This window comes from Bacillus sp. LSHTCR4, from assembly GCF_057197025.1.
Genome location: NZ_JBXUNO010000002.1, coordinates 591405 through 607016 on the forward strand (window position 1 = coordinate 591405; position 15612 = coordinate 607016).

Sequence of the window (15612 nt, forward strand, 5' to 3'; positions counted from 1 at the left end):
TCCCCCTCTTCAAAGTGAAGAGGGGGTTTTTATATTGATAGAAATGAGGGAGATTTGTGAAATTACTAGATTTATTATCAAAAGGAATTGTAATAGGTGATGGTGCGGTTGGGACGTTATTACATTCACATGGTTTGCAAAGTAGTTTTGAAGAATTGAATATATCTGATCCAGATTTAATTATATCGATTCATAAGCAATATGTAGCTGCTGGGGCAGATGTGATTCAAACAAATACGTACGGAGCAAATGAAGCGAAATTACGTATGTATGGTTTAGAAAATCAAGTTACAGAAATTAATCGAGCGGCAGTAAAACTGGCGAAAGCATCTGTTACAGACAGAAATGCAATTTTAGGAACAATTGGTGGTATGAAACATATCGGAGCGGTTACGACAACTGATATGGAGCGAGAATTTATGTTACTGGAACAGGCAAGTGCATTATTAGAAGAACAGGTTGATGGACTGCTATTAGAAACTTTTTATGATGAGTTTGAATTACTTCATGCTGTTCAGGTGTTACGAAAAGAAACGAATATTCCAATTGTAGCACAATTGGCGTTACATGAGGCGGGTACGACTCAAAATGGAAATGATGTAAATGAAATATTAAAACAGCTTTTAGATTACGGTGCCAATGTTGTTGGGTTGAACTGCCAACTAGGGCCACTTCATATGACGGAAGCTTTTAAAATGATATCGATTCCGAAAAATGGTTACTTGTCAGCATATCCAAATGCAGGTCTCCCAAATTATGTGGAGGGACGCTACGTATATGAGGGAAGTCCAGCTTATTTCGAAGCGATGACACCGAAATTTATTGAGCAAGGTATTCGGTTATTGGGTGGTTGTTGTGGCACGACTCCAGAACATATTGAAAGTATGAAACGTGCTACTTTAAATGTTACGCCTGTAATAGAAAAGGATACGATTCAAAGACCAAAAGTAGTTCATACACATGAGAAACGTTCAAAAGCTCATGTCACTTTAGCAGAGAAAGCAAAAAAACAAACGACAGTAGTAGTGGAATTAGATCCACCGAAAACGTTAGATACGCAGCGGTTTTTTGAAGGCGCAAGAGCATTGAAAAGAGCTGGAGCAGATGCTATTACTCTAGCAGATAATTCATTAGCATCGCCTCGTATCTCGAATATGGCAATGGGAGCATTATTAACGAAGCATGATATTCCGGTATTGACGCACTTAACATGTAGAGACCATAACGTCATCGGACTACAATCTCACTTACTAGGTCTATCAGCGTTAGGTATGGAAGAAGTGTTAGCTTTAACTGGAGATCCAGCGCGTGTTGGTGATTTTCCAGGTGCCACTTCTGTATATGATTTGTCCTCTATTGAGCTCATTAAAATGATTAAAGAAATGAATGATGGGCGCTCTATTTTAGGGAAATCGATAGGGCCAGCAACAAGGTTTTCTGTAGGCGGCGCATTTAACCCTCATGTAAGACATTTAAAAGCAGCGGTTAAGCGAATGGAACGGAAAATAGATGCTGGAGCGGAATATTTCTTAACGCAGCCGATTTATGATATCGCATTAATTGAAGAAGTGTATGAAGCGACAAAGCATTTAGAACAACCCATTTTTATTGGGATTATGCCATTAATAAGTAAAAGGAATGCAGATTTTCTTCATTTTGAGGTGCCAGGAATTACGCTACCTGAAGCAGTAAGGGAGAGAATGGATGGACATGAAACGAAAGAGGCAGCAATTGAGGAAGGAATTCGCATTTCACAAGAACTAATTGATGCGGCGATGAAATATTTTAACGGCATTTATCTGATTACACCATTTCTAAAATATGAAATTACAGAACATCTTGTTAAGTATGTGAGAGAAAAGCAAGAAGTGAAAGAAGGTATTAATTGATGAAATGTATAGAAGAAAAATTACAAAATAACATCTTACTATTAGATGGTGCAATGGGAACGATGATCCAACAAGAGGACTTAACTGCGGAAGATTTCGGAGGAGAAGAGTACGAAGGTTGTAATGAGTATTTAGTAGAAACAAGACCAGATGTTATTTTAAAGATTCATAAAGCCTATATTGAAGCTGGAGCGGATATTATTGAAACAAATACATTTGGGGCGACAAATATTGTACTAAGTGATTATGAGTTATCTCATTTAGACGAGGAGCTAAATGAGAAAGCAGCGCGTTTAGCAAAGCAAGCAGTCGAAGAAAGTGGGAAGGAAGTATATGTTGCGGGAGCAATGGGACCGACAACGAAAGCGATTAGTGTTACTGGTGGTGTGACGTTTGAAGAATTAATTGAAGCCTATACACGGCAGGCAAGAGGATTGTTGAAAGGAGAAGTTGATGTATTACTCGTTGAGACGAGTCAAGATATGCGTAACGTGAAGGCTGCTTATATTGGAATTCAAGCGGCTTTTGATGAACTAAATAAAATTGTACCTATCATGATTTCGGGAACGATTGAACCGATGGGAACGACCCTAGCTGGGCAAACAATCGAGGCTTTTTACTTATCGGTAGAACATATGAAGCCATTATCTGTTGGATTAAACTGTGCGACTGGCCCGGAGTTTATGAGAGACCATATTCGTTCACTATCTGATTTATCGGAGTGTTACATTTCTTGTTATCCAAATGCAGGTCTTCCTGATGAAGATGGACATTATCATGAATCTCCATCTTCTCTCGCCGAAAAAGTGAAGCGATTTGCTGAAGAAGGATGGGTTAATATTATCGGTGGTTGTTGTGGTACAACACCAGAACATATAAAAGCAATGAAATCCGCGTTAGTGTCTCTTAAGCCTCGTGAACAGCAAGAAAGAGCTGGACACGGGGTTAGTGGATTAGAGGCGCTGCAATATGATGACTCTATGAGACCGTTATTTGTCGGTGAAAGAACGAATGTTATTGGGTCACGAAAATTTAAAAGATTAGTAGCAGAAGGGAAATTTGAAGAGGCTGCTGAAGTCGCAAGAGCACAAGTGAAGAAAAATGCTCATATTATTGATATTTGTATGGCAGACCCGGACCGGGATGAAATAGAGGATATGGAAAACTTCTTGGCAGAAGTTACAAAAGTGCTAAAAGTACCGATTATGATTGACTCAACAGATGAAAATGTGATGGAGCGAGCTCTTACTTATATTCAAGGAAAAGCTGTTATTAATTCAATTAATTTAGAAGATGGAGAAGAACGATTTATAAAGGTGACGCCGCTTCTTCAGAAATATGGTGCAGCTATTGTTGTAGGGACAATTGATGAAGACGGTATGGCAGTAAGTGCGGAACGAAAACTCGAAATTGCGAAACGAAGTTATGAATTATTGACGACGAAATATGGTATACGCCCGTCAGATATTATTTTTGATGCACTTGTATTTCCTGTAGGGACAGGTGATGAAGAATATATCGGCTCGGCGGCAGCGACGATAGAAGGAATTCGCCTTATTAAAGAAACATTACCAGAGTGTTTAACGATTTTAGGTGTAAGTAACATATCATTTGGTTTACCACCAGCTGGACGTGAAGTATTAAATTCCGTCTTTTTATATCATGCAACGAAAGCAGGATTAGATTACGCGATTGTGAATACGGAAAAATTAGAGCGCTATGCATCAATTCCTGAGGAAGAAAAACGTCTTGCAGATGCATTACTTTTTGAAACGACGCAAGAGACGTTAGAAGAATTTACAAACTTTTATCGTGCGGCAAAGAAGAAAGATATCATTATCCAAGAAACATTAACGCTTGATGAAAGGCTAGCAAATTACATTGTAGAAGGTACGAAACAAGGGTTACATGAGGATTTAAGCCTCGCACTTACAGAAGGAAGAAAACCTTTGGATATTATTAATGGTCCGCTTATGACAGGAATGGATGAGGTAGGACGATTATTTAATAATAATGAGCTTATCGTTGCTGAAGTATTGCAAAGTGCTGAAAGTATGAAAGCTGCTGTAAGTTATTTAGAGCCACATATGGAATCTAGCGATAGTGCAAAAAAAGGGAAAGTATTACTAGCAACTGTAAAAGGTGACGTACATGATATTGGGAAAAATCTTGTGGAAATTATTTTAGCGAATAACGGATATGAGATTATTAATTTAGGAATCAATGTGCGCTCAGATCGAATTGTTCAAGAAGTACAAGAAAAGAAGCCAGATATTATAGGTCTTTCTGGTTTATTAGTTAAATCGGCTCAACAAATGGTAACGACTGCAGAAGATTTAAAAGCGGCGGATATTGATATTCCAATCGTTGTAGGCGGGGCAGCGTTAACGAGAAAGTTTACAGATAATCGCATTTCGCCATCCTATAAAGGGCTCGTATGTTATGCGAGTGATGCGATGACGGGGCTTGATATTATTAATAAGCTTCAAAAAGAAGAAGAGCGTGAGAAGATGAAGCAGGATAAAAAGGAACGTCATCTTCATATCGTAACAAAAGAAGAAAAGAAAGTAGAAATTCCAGCGGTAATTGAACCATTACCAAAATCAGAGGTTATGGTACCTGATTCAACAAAACGAATTGTATTACGAGATGTTCCTGTTTCACATCTCGCACCATTTCTAAATAGACAAATGCTACTTGGACATCACCTTGGATTAAAAGGAAGTGTGAAGAAGCTTTTGCGAGAAGGAGATAAAAGAGCACACGAATTAAATGATTTAATAGACGAATTATTGCAGGAAGGACAATCTTGGTTAAAACCGAAAGCGGTGTATCAATTTTTCCCAGCGCAAAGCGACGGACAAAACATTGTAATATATGATCCAGAAGATCATACGCGTGTCATAGAGCGTTTCACATTCCCGAGACAAGGAAAAGCACCATATCGTACTTTAGGTGACTATTTAAGACCAATTGGAGATGAAATGGACTATGTTGCTTTCCTATCCGTTACGGTTGGGGAAGGCGTTCGGGACATTGCTGAAGAGTGGAAGGCGAAAGGTGATTATTTACGCAGTCATGCCATTCAATCGTTAGCGCTTGAACTAGCAGAAGGACTTGCTGAAAAAACACATATGCTCATTCGTGATCGCTGGGGTATTCCAGATTCGCCAGAATTGACGATGGAAGAACGCTTCCGTACGAAATACAGAGGGATACGAGTGTCCTTCGGTTATCCAGCATGTCCAGAACTCGCAGATCAAGAAAAGCTATTTCGCTTAATTCATCCAGAGGAAATAGGTATTTCATTAACGGAAGGATTTATGATGGAGCCAGAAGCATCTGTAACGGCTATGGTATTTTCTCACCCCGAGGCAAGATATTTTAGTGTATTATAGTCTAGAAGGGGGAGACGTATGAAAAAAATAGTCTTTACAGGTGGCGGTTCGGCAGGGCATGTAACACCTAATTTAGCCATCATTCCACATTTACAAGAACAGAATTGGGATATTTCTTATATTGGTTCTCATCAAGGAATTGAGAAAACGATTATAGAAAAGGAAGGCATTCCGTACTATAGTATTGCGAGCGGAAAGCTACGCCGTTATTTTGATTTGAAAAATATAAAAGATCCTTTTCTTGTAATGAAGGGTGTTATGGATGCGTATGTAAGGATTCGAAAACTAAAACCGGATGTGATTTTTTCAAAAGGTGGTTTCGTATCTGTACCAGTCGTAATAGGCGGATGGTTAAACAGGGTACCAGTTTTATTACATGAATCTGATATGACGCCAGGACTAGCAAACAAAATTGCGCTCCGTTTCGCTTCGAAAATATTTGTTACATTTGAAGAAGCTGCGAAACATTTACCGAAAGAAAAAGTAATTTATACAGGATCTCCTGTACGTGAAGAAGTACTAAAGGGAAATCGTGAAAAAGGTTTAGCATTTTTAGGCTTTTCACGTAAAAAGCCAGTTATTACAATCATGGGAGGAAGTTTGGGCGCAAAAAAAATTAATGAAACGGTTCGAGAAGCGTTACCAGAACTTCTGAAAAAATATCAAATTGTTCACCTTTGCGGAAAAGGTAACCTTGATGATAGTTTACAAAATAAAGAAGGATATAGACAATTTGAGTATGTACACGGAGAATTGCCAGATATATTAGCGATAACAGATTTTGTTATTTCACGTGCGGGCTCTAATGCCATTTTTGAGTTTTTAACATTGCAAAAGCCGATGGTCTTAATTCCACTATCGAAATTTGCAAGTCGTGGAGATCAAATACTAAATGCGGAGTCTTTTGAGAGACAAGGATATGCTTCCGTATTGTATGAAGAAGATGTGACTGTGAACTCTCTTATAAAGCATGTCGAAGAATTAAGTCAAAATAATGAAATGTATAAAACAGCTCTAAAAAAATATAATGGAAAAGAAGCAATTCAAACAATCATTCAACATATTTCAGAGGCATGATGAAACAATCATGCCTCTTTTAATAGGATGAAAGATTCCAAGAAACGGTGTTTTTATGTTACAATAGCAAATGGATTAGTAGGGAAATTCCAATTAATGAAGCGTGAAAATACGAATGGATTAGGAGTGACTGTGTTGGAGCTAAGTCTCTATGAAAATACTGCACTTATTATATGCTTTGTGTTGTACGTTGGTAGTGTTATTGTTTATATTTCAAGGAAGTTTTCGCAAGAAAGAGAGCTTGAAAAATCAGAGATAACAGCTGAACTAGAAATGTTAGCTGATGAAAGTTATAAAAAGCAAAAAATAAAAGAAGATCATGAAGCATCCCATCATTTAAACGCAAATAAGTTTTAAAGATGGGGATTTTTTTTGAAGTCGTTTTTTATTATATAGCAAGTAACGCTAAAAAGGAGTTTCCCGTATATAAAGAAGGGGTGTATATAAATGAATTTTTATATCGCTTCAGGATTCCAAAATAAACATCTTGTACGTTCTATAGCAAATGAACTGAAATATGCAGGATGGCACCATACATATGATTGGACAAGAAACGAAAGAGCTGTGAATCAAGAGCAATTAAGAGAAATTGGTCAGGCAGAAAAGAATGCTATTAAAGAAGCGGATATATTTTTACTTATATTAGATGGCGGAAACGGGAGCCATACAGAGTTTGGAATGGCGATCGCGTTAGAGAAAAATATATATGTATATCATGAAGGAAATCCGCTCCAAACAACGTTCTATCATTTGCCAGAAATAAATATTTTTGAAGGAGATGCAGCAGAATTTGCATCTTATGTTATGAATCATGTGAAATAATAGTAACTATCTAAAAGGTTATAAAAGTGATCTTTTGGGTACAGTGATGATAAGAAACATATATAAAGGAGTACATAATATGAAATTAGAAAATGGATGGGAAACGAGCTTTTTAGAAGTCGTACAAAATAGTGAATTTAAGAAAGAGGCACTTCTTAGCCAATTACTTTTTGCAGATAGTGAAGAAGTTGAGGAGCTTGTAGATGATTATGGTTATGAAGAAATCATTGATCGCGAACATGATGATGAATTAGCTGATATTTTAGGAGAAGAACTTTTTAGTGAGATGGAACGACACGTATTCTTATCTTCACAGCCAGAAGAAAAACTTATTTCATTCGTAAATGGATTAGGTTTTCATGTGTTAGATTGGATCGTTCTTCTTGAAACAGAATTTGGCATCGATAGTGCACACTTTACGTCGGATGCTGTGAAAATGTTAGAAAAGCGTTTTAGACAATTTCCATACATAGAAGATAAAACAATTTTTGACATGACATTTGGAGAAGCAATGGATGTATTAGAGTCTATTACAGGATTACAACTGAAAGAAAAGATGAATGTATAATGTAAAAAAAGAACGTGAGGCTATCACGTTCTTTTTTTACATTATAATAATTTTATCATCTAGTTTCGTTTGTCCGCTAAGAAGTGCGTTTAAATATTCCACTTTTCTTATACAGGCTTGTATATGTCTTTCAACCTCTTGTAACTCTGCTTGGTGATGCGTTTCAATAGGATGAATTTGTACGTTGAATTTTTCAAATTGACTACTATATGTTATTTCTGCATAGCCGCTCATAATATCGGTTTCGTTATGAAATAAAAATTGCTTCGTTTTGTCACAGAATGATACATTCTGAAAGCCATATACTTTTAATGCTTCAATTACTTTTTTTATCATTTTTGTATTCATTTTTTTACCCTCTTTACGAAGTTCTACTTATATATTATAACATAAAAAATTACATAGAAAGCGCTTCCAAGTGTATTTTATTATAAACTTTACGTTTCAATCACAAAAATGAAACAAAGAAAAAATAATTGTAAAGAAGGAAGGACTCTTTTATTGTTTCGTCATATATATAGAGAAATAGTGCAATGAAAGGAAATTTTCCGAGGTGGAGATCGTATTTCCAATTTGAGCGCAGTAAAAGAGGTGAAGATCTTGAACTTTGATATTGTAGGACAAAAAGCATATATAAAAGATGGACCGCATCGGAACCGAATTGGAATTGTAAAGAAAAACGAGACAAAATTAGAATCGCAGTTTGCTATTGCAATTGGAGAACAAATCATTGATGTAGAGCTAAAGGATATCGTGTTAGTTGGAGTAGACGTAGGACAATTTCATAAATGGTGCGAACAAAATGGTTATTTGTGAAAAGGACGGGCTGTGAGATAATGAAATATATTTGAGGAAAGAGAATATGTTATTGTATTCTCTTTTTCCGTGTTAAGGAGATGAAAATGAAGTATAAAGAACGGGATTTTACATAGTGTTTGAAACAATATGTTATGCCTTATGTATAAAAGATAAAGAGGAAGATGAAAAGAACTAAAAAAGGACGCTAACATTTTTGTTAGCGTCCTTTTTATTATGAAGCAATTTCACCAGTTTTTGTATCATCTTGATTGTACGTATCTTGATCTAATTCGCCAAGCCATTTACTTGAAATAAGACCTGCTGTCATAGAACCACTTACGTTAAGAGCTGTACGACCCATATCGATTAATGGCTCAACTGAGATCACTAGAGCAACAATACCGATTGGTAAGTTCATTGTAGATAGTACGATTAATGCTGCGAATGTTGCACCGCCACCAACGCCGGCAACACCGAATGAGCTAATAGCAACGACAGCGATTAAAGTTAAAATAAATTGTGGTTGTAATGGATCAATTCCTACAGTTGGAGCGACCATCATTGCAAGCATTGCTGGATAAATACCTGCGCAACCGTTTTGACCGATAGATACTCCAAATGATGCTGCGAAGTTAGCGATTCCTTCAGAAATACCAAGTTTTTCTTTTTGTGCTTCAATATTTAATGGCATTGCACCAGCACTAGAGCGAGATGTGAATGCGAATGTTAATACAGGGAATACCTTTTTTAAATATTGAATTGGATTTAAACCAGATAGAGCAATTAATAATAAGTGGATAACGAACATTACGATAAGTGCTACGTAAGACGCTAACACGAAGTTACCAAGTTTTAAAATAGCATTTATATCGCTACCAGCAACTGTTTTTGCCATAAGAGCTAATACGCCGTATGGAGTAAGGCGTAAAATTAATGTTACCATACGCATTACAATTGCATATACAGCATCAAGCATTTTCTTAAATAGCTCTGCTTGTTCTGGATATTTTCGTTTTACACCTATAAAGGCGATACCGATAAATGCTGCAAATATTACAACAGAAATTGTTGATGTTGGACGAGCGCCTGTTAAATCAAGAAATGGATTTGTAGGCAATAGTTCTAATAATTTATCTGGAATTGTTGTTTTTTCAATAGAAGTAAATCTTTCTTCAACTAGCTTCAGACGAGCAGATTCTGCATCACCTTGTTGCAGGCCTGTTGCAGATACATCAAATCCTGCACTTGCAGCGATACCGACAGCAGCAGCAATTCCTGTAGTAAGAATTAAAATTCCGATAATAAGACCACTAATTTTACCAAGATTTTTCGTTAACTGTAATTTTGTAAATGCTGAAATAATAGATACTAAAATAAGTGGCATAACGATCATTTGAAGTAACTTCACATAACCGTTACCGATTAAGCCAAACCAAGTATTTGATTCAATAATTACTTTAGAAGTTGGCTCATAAATAAATTGTAATATAAGACCGAAGATAATCCCGACTCCTAAAGCGGTAAATACGCGTTTATTAAAAGATACATGCTTACGTTGCATATAATATAATACGCCAACTAAAATGAGCATGACTGCAACGTTAATTCCGACAAGCAGTGTATTCATGTTGATTCCCCCTAATTCCAATCTGTTATATAGAATATAAGTCAATAAAACCTATAAGTCAACTAGGAAATTCCGGAATTAAAAAAAAGATGGCAAAATGCCATCTTTTAATGTCCAGCCCCAGGCACAAGTAAGAATGTCGTGTAGTATGTAAATCCTATGAAGAAAACAGTCAAATATGCCCCGAATACGTATATATACATACGCTCTGTTAATTTTAAATAGCTTAAAAGTACGAAGAAGCCTGTTTGTCCTAAAAATAGTAGTGCAGTCGAATGCATATCCCCTACGTAAAACATAACCGAGAAAATTCCAGTCCAAAAGCCGAGAACGCGAAACATGCGCTCCATGCCATCTCCCTCCTTTTCTAAAAAAAGTAAACCTCACTTCATTATAGTTTATTTTTCTTACTATTGTAAATATTCGTTCATATAAAAAGAAGCCATTTATAAATGGCTTCTTTTTATATGAAAAATTAAATTGTTAGTTTATAATTACAAGATTTACATCCATCTAGTAAACTATCATTTCGTGTTAATTCCGTGTTAGGGAATAGGATTTCAAAAATCCCTTTCATCATATCCCCGTGCATATTACAAATTTCAGTTGGGTGATGAACAGCAACTTCTTTAAATGGACAATTGTGTACATCATAGAAAATTTTTGTTCCATCTGCACTTAATTCAAATGCAGGTGATAAGCCAGCTGTTGAAAAGGCTTCTTTTGCAATTTGAACTTTTTGTTCCACTGTTAAAGCATCTTCACTCACATTTAAACGCTGCATATGTTGTTGCATTAATTCGGCCCCGAATTGTTTCCCTGTTTCGTATAGCGCTTTTTCACCAGCAGCACCAAGGCTAAGTAAAGAATTAAACGCTATTCTTGCTAACAATTGATAGTCACGGAATGGAAATTGTAATTGGATAACATCTTCAGATAATACATATAATCTGCTTGGTCTTCCGCCTTTTCCAGTTTTCTTCGTTTCGGATTTCAGCATATGAACATCTTCTAATTTAGATAAATGTAAACGCGCTACGTTTGGATGAATTTCAAACTCATCTGCAATTTCTTGTACAGTTACGTAACTATGTTTTTGAGAAATATATTTATAAATGTAATAACGAGTTGGGTCAGATAATACACCAGTAATTTTTAAAGCTTGTTCCATGAGGATCTCCACCTTTATCACTTTATCCAAGATAATAACATTATAATACAGATAAACATGAGTATAGGTAATTTCAGACAATAATTCGGAAATTGTTCATAATTTCACAAACATATTTTTCCTTTTTCCTTTAGTGAAAATGCAAAAATACCGATTTTTCTTATCTGTATTTTGATGCTATATACATAGTGGGGAGGGAAAAATGATGAATGGAATTGAAAGCTTTGCGAATACGATTTTGAAAGAAGCGTGCAGGGTACAAGCGTCGGATTTACACATTGTGCCCCGACAGAAGGATGTAGTGGTTCAACTGCGTATAGGGAAAGATTTAATGACGAAACAATGCATTGAAAAGGAGTTTGGAGAAAAACTTGTTTCACACTTTAAATTTTTAGCATCCATGGATATAGGGGAGAGGCGGAAGCCACAAAATGGTTCGCTGTATTTACAAATGGATGGACAGGAAGTGTATTTACGTCTTTCTACGCTTCCAACTGTATATCAAGAAAGTCTCGTTATTCGTCTTCATTTACAAGCATCTATTCAGCCGTTATCTCATCTTTCGTTATTTCCAAGTACAGCGAAGAAACTACTTTCTTTTTTACATTATTCCCATGGGTTACTCGTATTTACTGGACCGACTGGTTCTGGGAAGACAACAACGATGTATGCATTATTAGAGGTAATTAGAAAAAAGAAAACACGCCGCATCGTTACACTGGAGGATCCAGTTGAAAAAAGAAGTGACGATTTATTACAAATTCAAATAAATGAAAAAGCAGGTATCACATATGAGGCTGGACTAAAGGCTATTTTGCGTCATGATCCAGATGTTATTTTAGTCGGTGAAATTCGTGATGAAGAAACAGCGAAAATTGCTATAAGAGCAAGTTTGACTGGACATTTAGTAATGACGACACTGCATACAAATGATGCGAGAGGGGCGATACTCAGGTTCATAGATTTTGGCATAACGAGGCAAGAGATTGAACAATCTTTATTAGCTATAGCTGCACAGAGACTTGTCGAATTAAAGTGTCCGTTTTGTAAAAGAAAGTGCTCAACTTTATGTAAATCAATGAGGCAAGTAAGACAAGCGAGTATTTATGAGTTGTTATATGGATATGAATTAAAACAAGCGATTAAAGGAGCAAACGGGGAATGCGTCACATCCAAGCATGAAACGTTAGAATCTTCGATAAGAAAAGGATACGCTTTAGGATTTTTAGAAGAGGATGTTTATGTTTAAGGAAATATGGAGTTTAAGTGATCAAGTAGTATTACTGAAACGATTAGGAGAACTATTAGAAAAAGGATACTCCCTTTTGCAGGCATTAGAATTTTTACGGTTTCAATTATCTTTAGAAAAGAAAGTACAATTGCAGCACATGATTGACGGATTAAAAGATGGAAAAAGTCTACACGATTCTTTTTATCAATTAAAATTCCATCAGGAGATGTTGAGCTATTTATTTTATGCTGAGCAGCATGGTGATATTTCTTTTGCATTGCAACAAGGGAGTGCACTTCTTTATAAAAAGGATAAGTATAGGAAAGATATGATGAAAATAATGCAGTATCCTATGTTTTTAGCACTTTTTTTAATAATCATGATTTTGATTTTTAATCGCATTTTATTACCACAGGTTGATAAGGTGTATAGTTCATTTGGTTCTACAGCACCGTTATTCACAGAACAAATATTAAGTACAATTAAGTTACTACCCTACCTTATTTTTAGCACTATTTTTATTGTTATGGTGGGTTCTAGTGTATATATATTGTACTTTCGGAAAATCCCGCATATGAAGCAGGTAAAAATTATGCTTCGTATCCCCCTCGTAAAAACATTTCTTATTTTAAAGCATTCGCATTATTTCGCCACTCAATTGAGCGGTTTATTAAACGGTGGACTATCAGTACTTGAGGCTTTAACAATAATGATGGAGCAAAAATATCATCCGTTCTTTCAATATGAAGCAGGCCGAATTGAACACCAATTAATTGCAGGAGAACCGTTGCAATCTATTATTGCTAAAAGTGGATATTATGAGGAAGAACTTTCTTATGTTATTACACATGGACAAGCAAATGGTAATTTGGCGATTGAATTAGGTGACTACAGCGATCTTATTATGGAAAAGATGGAGCAAAAAATTAACCGTATGTTAGTGATTATTCAACCGATTTTATTTACGTGTATTGGCGGAATAGTCGTTCTTATGTATTTAGCGATGATTATGCCAATGTTTCAAATGATGAATTCTATATAGGAGGCATTTACATGCAGAATGAGGAAGGGTTTACCCTTTTAGAAATGTTATTAGTTATGGTCGTCATAACTGTATTATTACTATTAATTATTCCTAATGTAGTTACGCAGCGTTCATCCGTCGAAGGAAAAGGATGTAAAGCCTATGTGAAATCTATAGAAGCACAAGTACAAGTATACCAACTACAACATAATAAAATTCCTACACTAAAAGAGTTAAGTGATGAAAAATATATTACAGCTGATAAGTGTCCGAATGGTGAAGCTATTCATATTTCTAATGATGGCACAGTAACAAGTGGGAAACAGTGAAGCAAAAAGGTTTTACCCTTTTAGAAATACTACTCGTTTTATTTGCAATTTCTGTATTAAGTATGGTCACGTATTTTAATGTCCATTCATTATATGAAAAACAAAAAATCGAACAATTTTTAAGACAGTTTTCAAATGATATTTTGTATATGCAACAATTAGCGATAAACCGTCAAAAACATTATACACTACGATGGCATAAAGATAGACATATGTATTATATAGGGGAATCGAGTACGGATCTTTCTATCATTAAAAGAGAATATGATAGTGATATACAATTGGATTTGAATACTTTTCCAAATCCGATGACATATAATCCGAGTGGAAATATTAATAGAGGTGGCACGATTTTACTTTCGTATCGAAGTTATAAATATGAGATCGTATTTCAACTTGGAAGAGGGAGATTTACGTATCGTGAAATGTCAAAAAGGGTCAGTGATGGCTGAAATGCTTGTAGCATTAAGTACATTAATGATGGTGGTATCTTTGCTACTTCCGCAAACAGTATTGATTATGCAAGAACGAAAAAACATACAAATTCGTTATAAGGCATTTGTATTATTAAAAAAAGAAGCAGCTTTATATATGTATGAGAATGAGGCAAAACAACAGAAAGAAAAAGTCATAAACGGAAATGTATATTACACATATTGGGGAGGAAATGAAGTTTGTGCGATGTGGAAAGATGTGAAAGGAAAAATGATGGAACAATGCTTTTATGCAGGAGAAAAAATGAATTAGAAGCTGGGTTTACATTAATAGAAATGATCGTATGTTTTTTTCTGTTATCACTGTTCTTTTTACTCTTACCACGTTTAAACTTTATTGGAATAGAAAACAAGCAATCAAAAGGGTTAAATAATTGGGAATGGGATGTGTTTGTAGGACAAGTACAGTTAGAGTTTCGTGAAGTATCATTTGTGGAAAAAATAGTTCCTGAAAATAAAGAGAGTATGTTACGCTTTCGTCTTCGCACTGGAGATGAAGTGACGTATGAAAAATTGAATAATCATCTTATAAGAAAAGTGAACATGCGCGGAAGAGAAGTTATATTACAAAATGTTGAAATGGTTTCGTATGAAGTAACACCTCATTTGCTCTTTATAAATGTGAAAGATATGGGTGGGACAATATATGAAGGGGTAGCTATCAGGTATAGTGAAATGGAAATAAATGCATGAGAAAACAAGATGGATTTACGATGCCAGGAACAATCATTTTTCTTGTATTATTAACTTCGTTCTTTGTATACGAAACGAATATGATGCTTATAGATAAAAAATTTTATACTGAAATAGAGCAAAAGTTTGTATTGGAGGAACTACTAAATCGATCTATTACAAATATAAAAAAAGAATTACAGCAAAAAGAAAAGGAAGATACTTTTTTCTTTCCATATGAAAAGGGCGAAGCAAGTGGAAATTACGTATTTGAAAACGATGTTATTCTCGTTTCGTTGCAGTGCAAAATAAAGCAGGAAGTTTTCTATAAAGTAAGCTTTCGATATAGAAAAAAGGATGAAAAAATATTCGATTGGATAGAAGGATAGTCTGTTTAATGTGTGAACAAAAACCATAATTTCTCATTTTAAAACAGTTGAAAGTTTAAATTTTCTCAAAAAAGAGAAAGGTAGAAAGAATATGATATATTCAAGCTATCCAAACATATTTTT

The 15612-nt window shown here is 35.4% G+C and carries 18 protein-coding genes; 14 read left to right on the top strand and 4 right to left on the bottom strand.

The annotated features are described in order from the left end of the window. Positions 1-56: 56 nt before the first annotated feature. The 6 genes from AC2CGR_RS16750 (at position 57) to AC2CGR_RS16775 (ending at position 7754) form a co-directional block, all read left to right on the top strand. A complete protein-coding gene (locus AC2CGR_RS16750; RefSeq protein ID WP_000770330.1) occupies positions 57-1889 on the top strand; it encodes a bifunctional homocysteine S-methyltransferase/methylenetetrahydrofolate reductase in 1833 nt (610 codons plus the stop codon). After that, positions 1889-5287: a methionine synthase gene (metH, locus tag AC2CGR_RS16755; RefSeq protein WP_484481010.1), complete on the top strand. Its 3399-nt coding sequence runs from the start codon at positions 1889-1891 to the stop codon at positions 5285-5287. The genes AC2CGR_RS16750 and metH overlap by 1 nt, the downstream gene beginning before the upstream one ends. An 18-nt stretch (positions 5288-5305) precedes the next feature. After that, complete coding sequence (gene murG, locus AC2CGR_RS16760) at positions 5306-6364, top strand: undecaprenyldiphospho-muramoylpentapeptide beta-N-acetylglucosaminyltransferase (protein WP_071726656.1); 1059 nt, start codon at positions 5306-5308, stop codon at positions 6362-6364. A 96-nt stretch (positions 6365-6460) separates the two neighbouring features. Beyond that, entirely contained in the window at positions 6461-6721 is a 261-nt protein-coding gene (locus AC2CGR_RS16765; protein WP_000817964.1) for a DUF3966 domain-containing protein, read from the top strand. Positions 6722-6811: 90 nt separating this feature from the next. Next, entirely contained in the window at positions 6812-7186 is a 375-nt protein-coding gene (locus AC2CGR_RS16770; RefSeq protein WP_001012338.1) for a nucleoside 2-deoxyribosyltransferase, read from the top strand. Positions 7187-7265: 79 nt separating this feature from the next. Then, positions 7266-7754 (top strand): hypothetical protein, encoded by a 489-nt coding sequence (locus AC2CGR_RS16775; RefSeq protein ID WP_042875547.1) that lies wholly within the window; start codon positions 7266-7268, stop codon positions 7752-7754. Positions 7755-7790: 36 nt separating this feature from the next. On the opposite strand, the gene AC2CGR_RS16780 is transcribed toward AC2CGR_RS16775, so the two are convergent. Beyond that, positions 7791-8102, bottom strand: coding sequence for a hypothetical protein (locus tag AC2CGR_RS16780; protein WP_001093243.1), 312 nt, complete (start codon positions 8100-8102; stop codon positions 7791-7793). Between the two features lie 252 nt (positions 8103-8354). Here AC2CGR_RS16780 and AC2CGR_RS16785 point away from each other — a divergent pair, with 252 nt between their 5' ends. Beyond that, complete coding sequence (locus tag AC2CGR_RS16785; protein ID WP_001008328.1) at positions 8355-8570, top strand: DUF3912 family protein; 216 nt, start codon at positions 8355-8357, stop codon at positions 8568-8570. 214 nt (positions 8571-8784) lie between these two features. On the opposite strand, the gene AC2CGR_RS16790 is transcribed toward AC2CGR_RS16785, so the two are convergent. The 3 genes from AC2CGR_RS16790 to AC2CGR_RS16800 all read right to left on the bottom strand — a co-directional run bounded on the left by AC2CGR_RS16790 (position 8785) and on the right by AC2CGR_RS16800 (position 11350). Beyond that, positions 8785-10179 (bottom strand): L-cystine transporter, encoded by a 1395-nt coding sequence (locus AC2CGR_RS16790; RefSeq protein WP_001094339.1) that lies wholly within the window; start codon positions 10177-10179, stop codon positions 8785-8787. 107 nt (positions 10180-10286) lie between these two features. After that, the gene (locus AC2CGR_RS16795; RefSeq protein ID WP_000440713.1) at positions 10287-10529 is read right to left on the bottom strand and encodes a DUF2626 domain-containing protein; all 243 of its coding nucleotides are present in this window, start codon (positions 10527-10529) and stop codon (positions 10287-10289) included. A gap of 125 nt (positions 10530-10654) precedes the next feature. Next, positions 10655-11350, bottom strand: coding sequence for a helix-turn-helix transcriptional regulator (locus AC2CGR_RS16800; RefSeq protein WP_000434132.1), 696 nt, complete (start codon positions 11348-11350; stop codon positions 10655-10657). 205 nt (positions 11351-11555) lie between these two features. Here AC2CGR_RS16800 and comGA point away from each other — a divergent pair, with 205 nt between their 5' ends. The 7 genes from comGA to comGG are packed head-to-tail and all read left to right on the top strand — an operon-like array spanning position 11556 to position 15489. Next, positions 11556-12599, top strand: a complete 1044-nt coding sequence (gene comGA / locus AC2CGR_RS16805) for a competence protein ComGA (RefSeq protein WP_061658329.1) — start codon at positions 11556-11558, stop codon at positions 12597-12599. Next, entirely contained in the window at positions 12592-13623 is a 1032-nt protein-coding gene (gene comGB / locus AC2CGR_RS16810; RefSeq protein ID WP_484481011.1) for a competence type IV pilus assembly protein ComGB, read from the top strand. The genes comGA and comGB overlap by 8 nt, the downstream gene beginning before the upstream one ends. 11 nt (positions 13624-13634) lie before the next feature. After that, positions 13635-13934, top strand: a complete 300-nt coding sequence (gene comGC / locus AC2CGR_RS16815) for a comG operon protein ComGC (RefSeq protein ID WP_002194509.1) — start codon at positions 13635-13637, stop codon at positions 13932-13934. Next, positions 13931-14386, top strand: coding sequence for a comG operon protein ComGD (gene comGD / locus AC2CGR_RS16820; RefSeq protein ID WP_087966003.1), 456 nt, complete (start codon positions 13931-13933; stop codon positions 14384-14386). Before comGC ends, comGD begins: the two co-directional genes overlap by 4 nt. Continuing rightward, positions 14379-14681 carry a competence type IV pilus minor pilin ComGE gene (gene comGE / locus AC2CGR_RS16825; RefSeq protein ID WP_131100733.1) on the top strand — a complete coding sequence of 101 codons (303 nt, stop codon included), beginning with the start codon at positions 14379-14381 and terminating at the stop codon, positions 14679-14681. Before comGD ends, comGE begins: the two co-directional genes overlap by 8 nt. Then, positions 14651-15121, top strand: a complete 471-nt coding sequence (gene comGF, locus AC2CGR_RS16830; RefSeq protein ID WP_029439915.1) for a competence type IV pilus minor pilin ComGF — start codon at positions 14651-14653, stop codon at positions 15119-15121. Before comGE ends, comGF begins: the two co-directional genes overlap by 31 nt. Beyond that, a complete protein-coding gene (gene comGG / locus AC2CGR_RS16835) occupies positions 15118-15489 on the top strand; it encodes a competence type IV pilus minor pilin ComGG (RefSeq protein WP_073543559.1) in 372 nt (123 codons plus the stop codon). The genes comGF and comGG overlap by 4 nt, the downstream gene beginning before the upstream one ends. Positions 15490-15612 lie beyond the last annotated feature (123 nt).

Coding starts and splice junctions, on each gene's coding strand:
- metH (WP_484481010.1), top strand. CDS start 1,889: ATGAAATGTATAGAAGAAAAATTACAAAATAACATCTTACTATTAGAT.
- murG (WP_071726656.1), top strand. CDS start 5,306: ATGAAAAAAATAGTCTTTACAGGTGGCGGTTCGGCAGGGCATGTAACA.
- AC2CGR_RS16765 (WP_000817964.1), top strand. CDS start 6,461: ATGAAGCGTGAAAATACGAATGGATTAGGAGTGACTGTGTTGGAGCTA.
- AC2CGR_RS16770 (WP_001012338.1), top strand. CDS start 6,812: ATGAATTTTTATATCGCTTCAGGATTCCAAAATAAACATCTTGTACGT.
- AC2CGR_RS16775 (WP_042875547.1), top strand. CDS start 7,266: ATGAAATTAGAAAATGGATGGGAAACGAGCTTTTTAGAAGTCGTACAA.
- AC2CGR_RS16780 (WP_001093243.1), bottom strand. CDS start 8,102: ATGAATACAAAAATGATAAAAAAAGTAATTGAAGCATTAAAAGTATAT.
- AC2CGR_RS16790 (WP_001094339.1), bottom strand. CDS start 10,179: ATGAATACACTGCTTGTCGGAATTAACGTTGCAGTCATGCTCATTTTA.
- AC2CGR_RS16795 (WP_000440713.1), bottom strand. CDS start 10,529: ATGGAGCGCATGTTTCGCGTTCTCGGCTTTTGGACTGGAATTTTCTCG.
- AC2CGR_RS16800 (WP_000434132.1), bottom strand. CDS start 11,350: ATGGAACAAGCTTTAAAAATTACTGGTGTATTATCTGACCCAACTCGT.
- comGA (WP_061658329.1), top strand. CDS start 11,556: ATGAATGGAATTGAAAGCTTTGCGAATACGATTTTGAAAGAAGCGTGC.
- comGB (WP_484481011.1), top strand. CDS start 12,592: ATGTTTAAGGAAATATGGAGTTTAAGTGATCAAGTAGTATTACTGAAA.
- comGC (WP_002194509.1), top strand. CDS start 13,635: ATGCAGAATGAGGAAGGGTTTACCCTTTTAGAAATGTTATTAGTTATG.
- comGE (WP_131100733.1), top strand. CDS start 14,379: ATGGCTGAAATGCTTGTAGCATTAAGTACATTAATGATGGTGGTATCT.
- comGF (WP_029439915.1), top strand. CDS start 14,651: ATGCTTTTATGCAGGAGAAAAAATGAATTAGAAGCTGGGTTTACATTA.
- comGG (WP_073543559.1), top strand. CDS start 15,118: ATGAGAAAACAAGATGGATTTACGATGCCAGGAACAATCATTTTTCTT.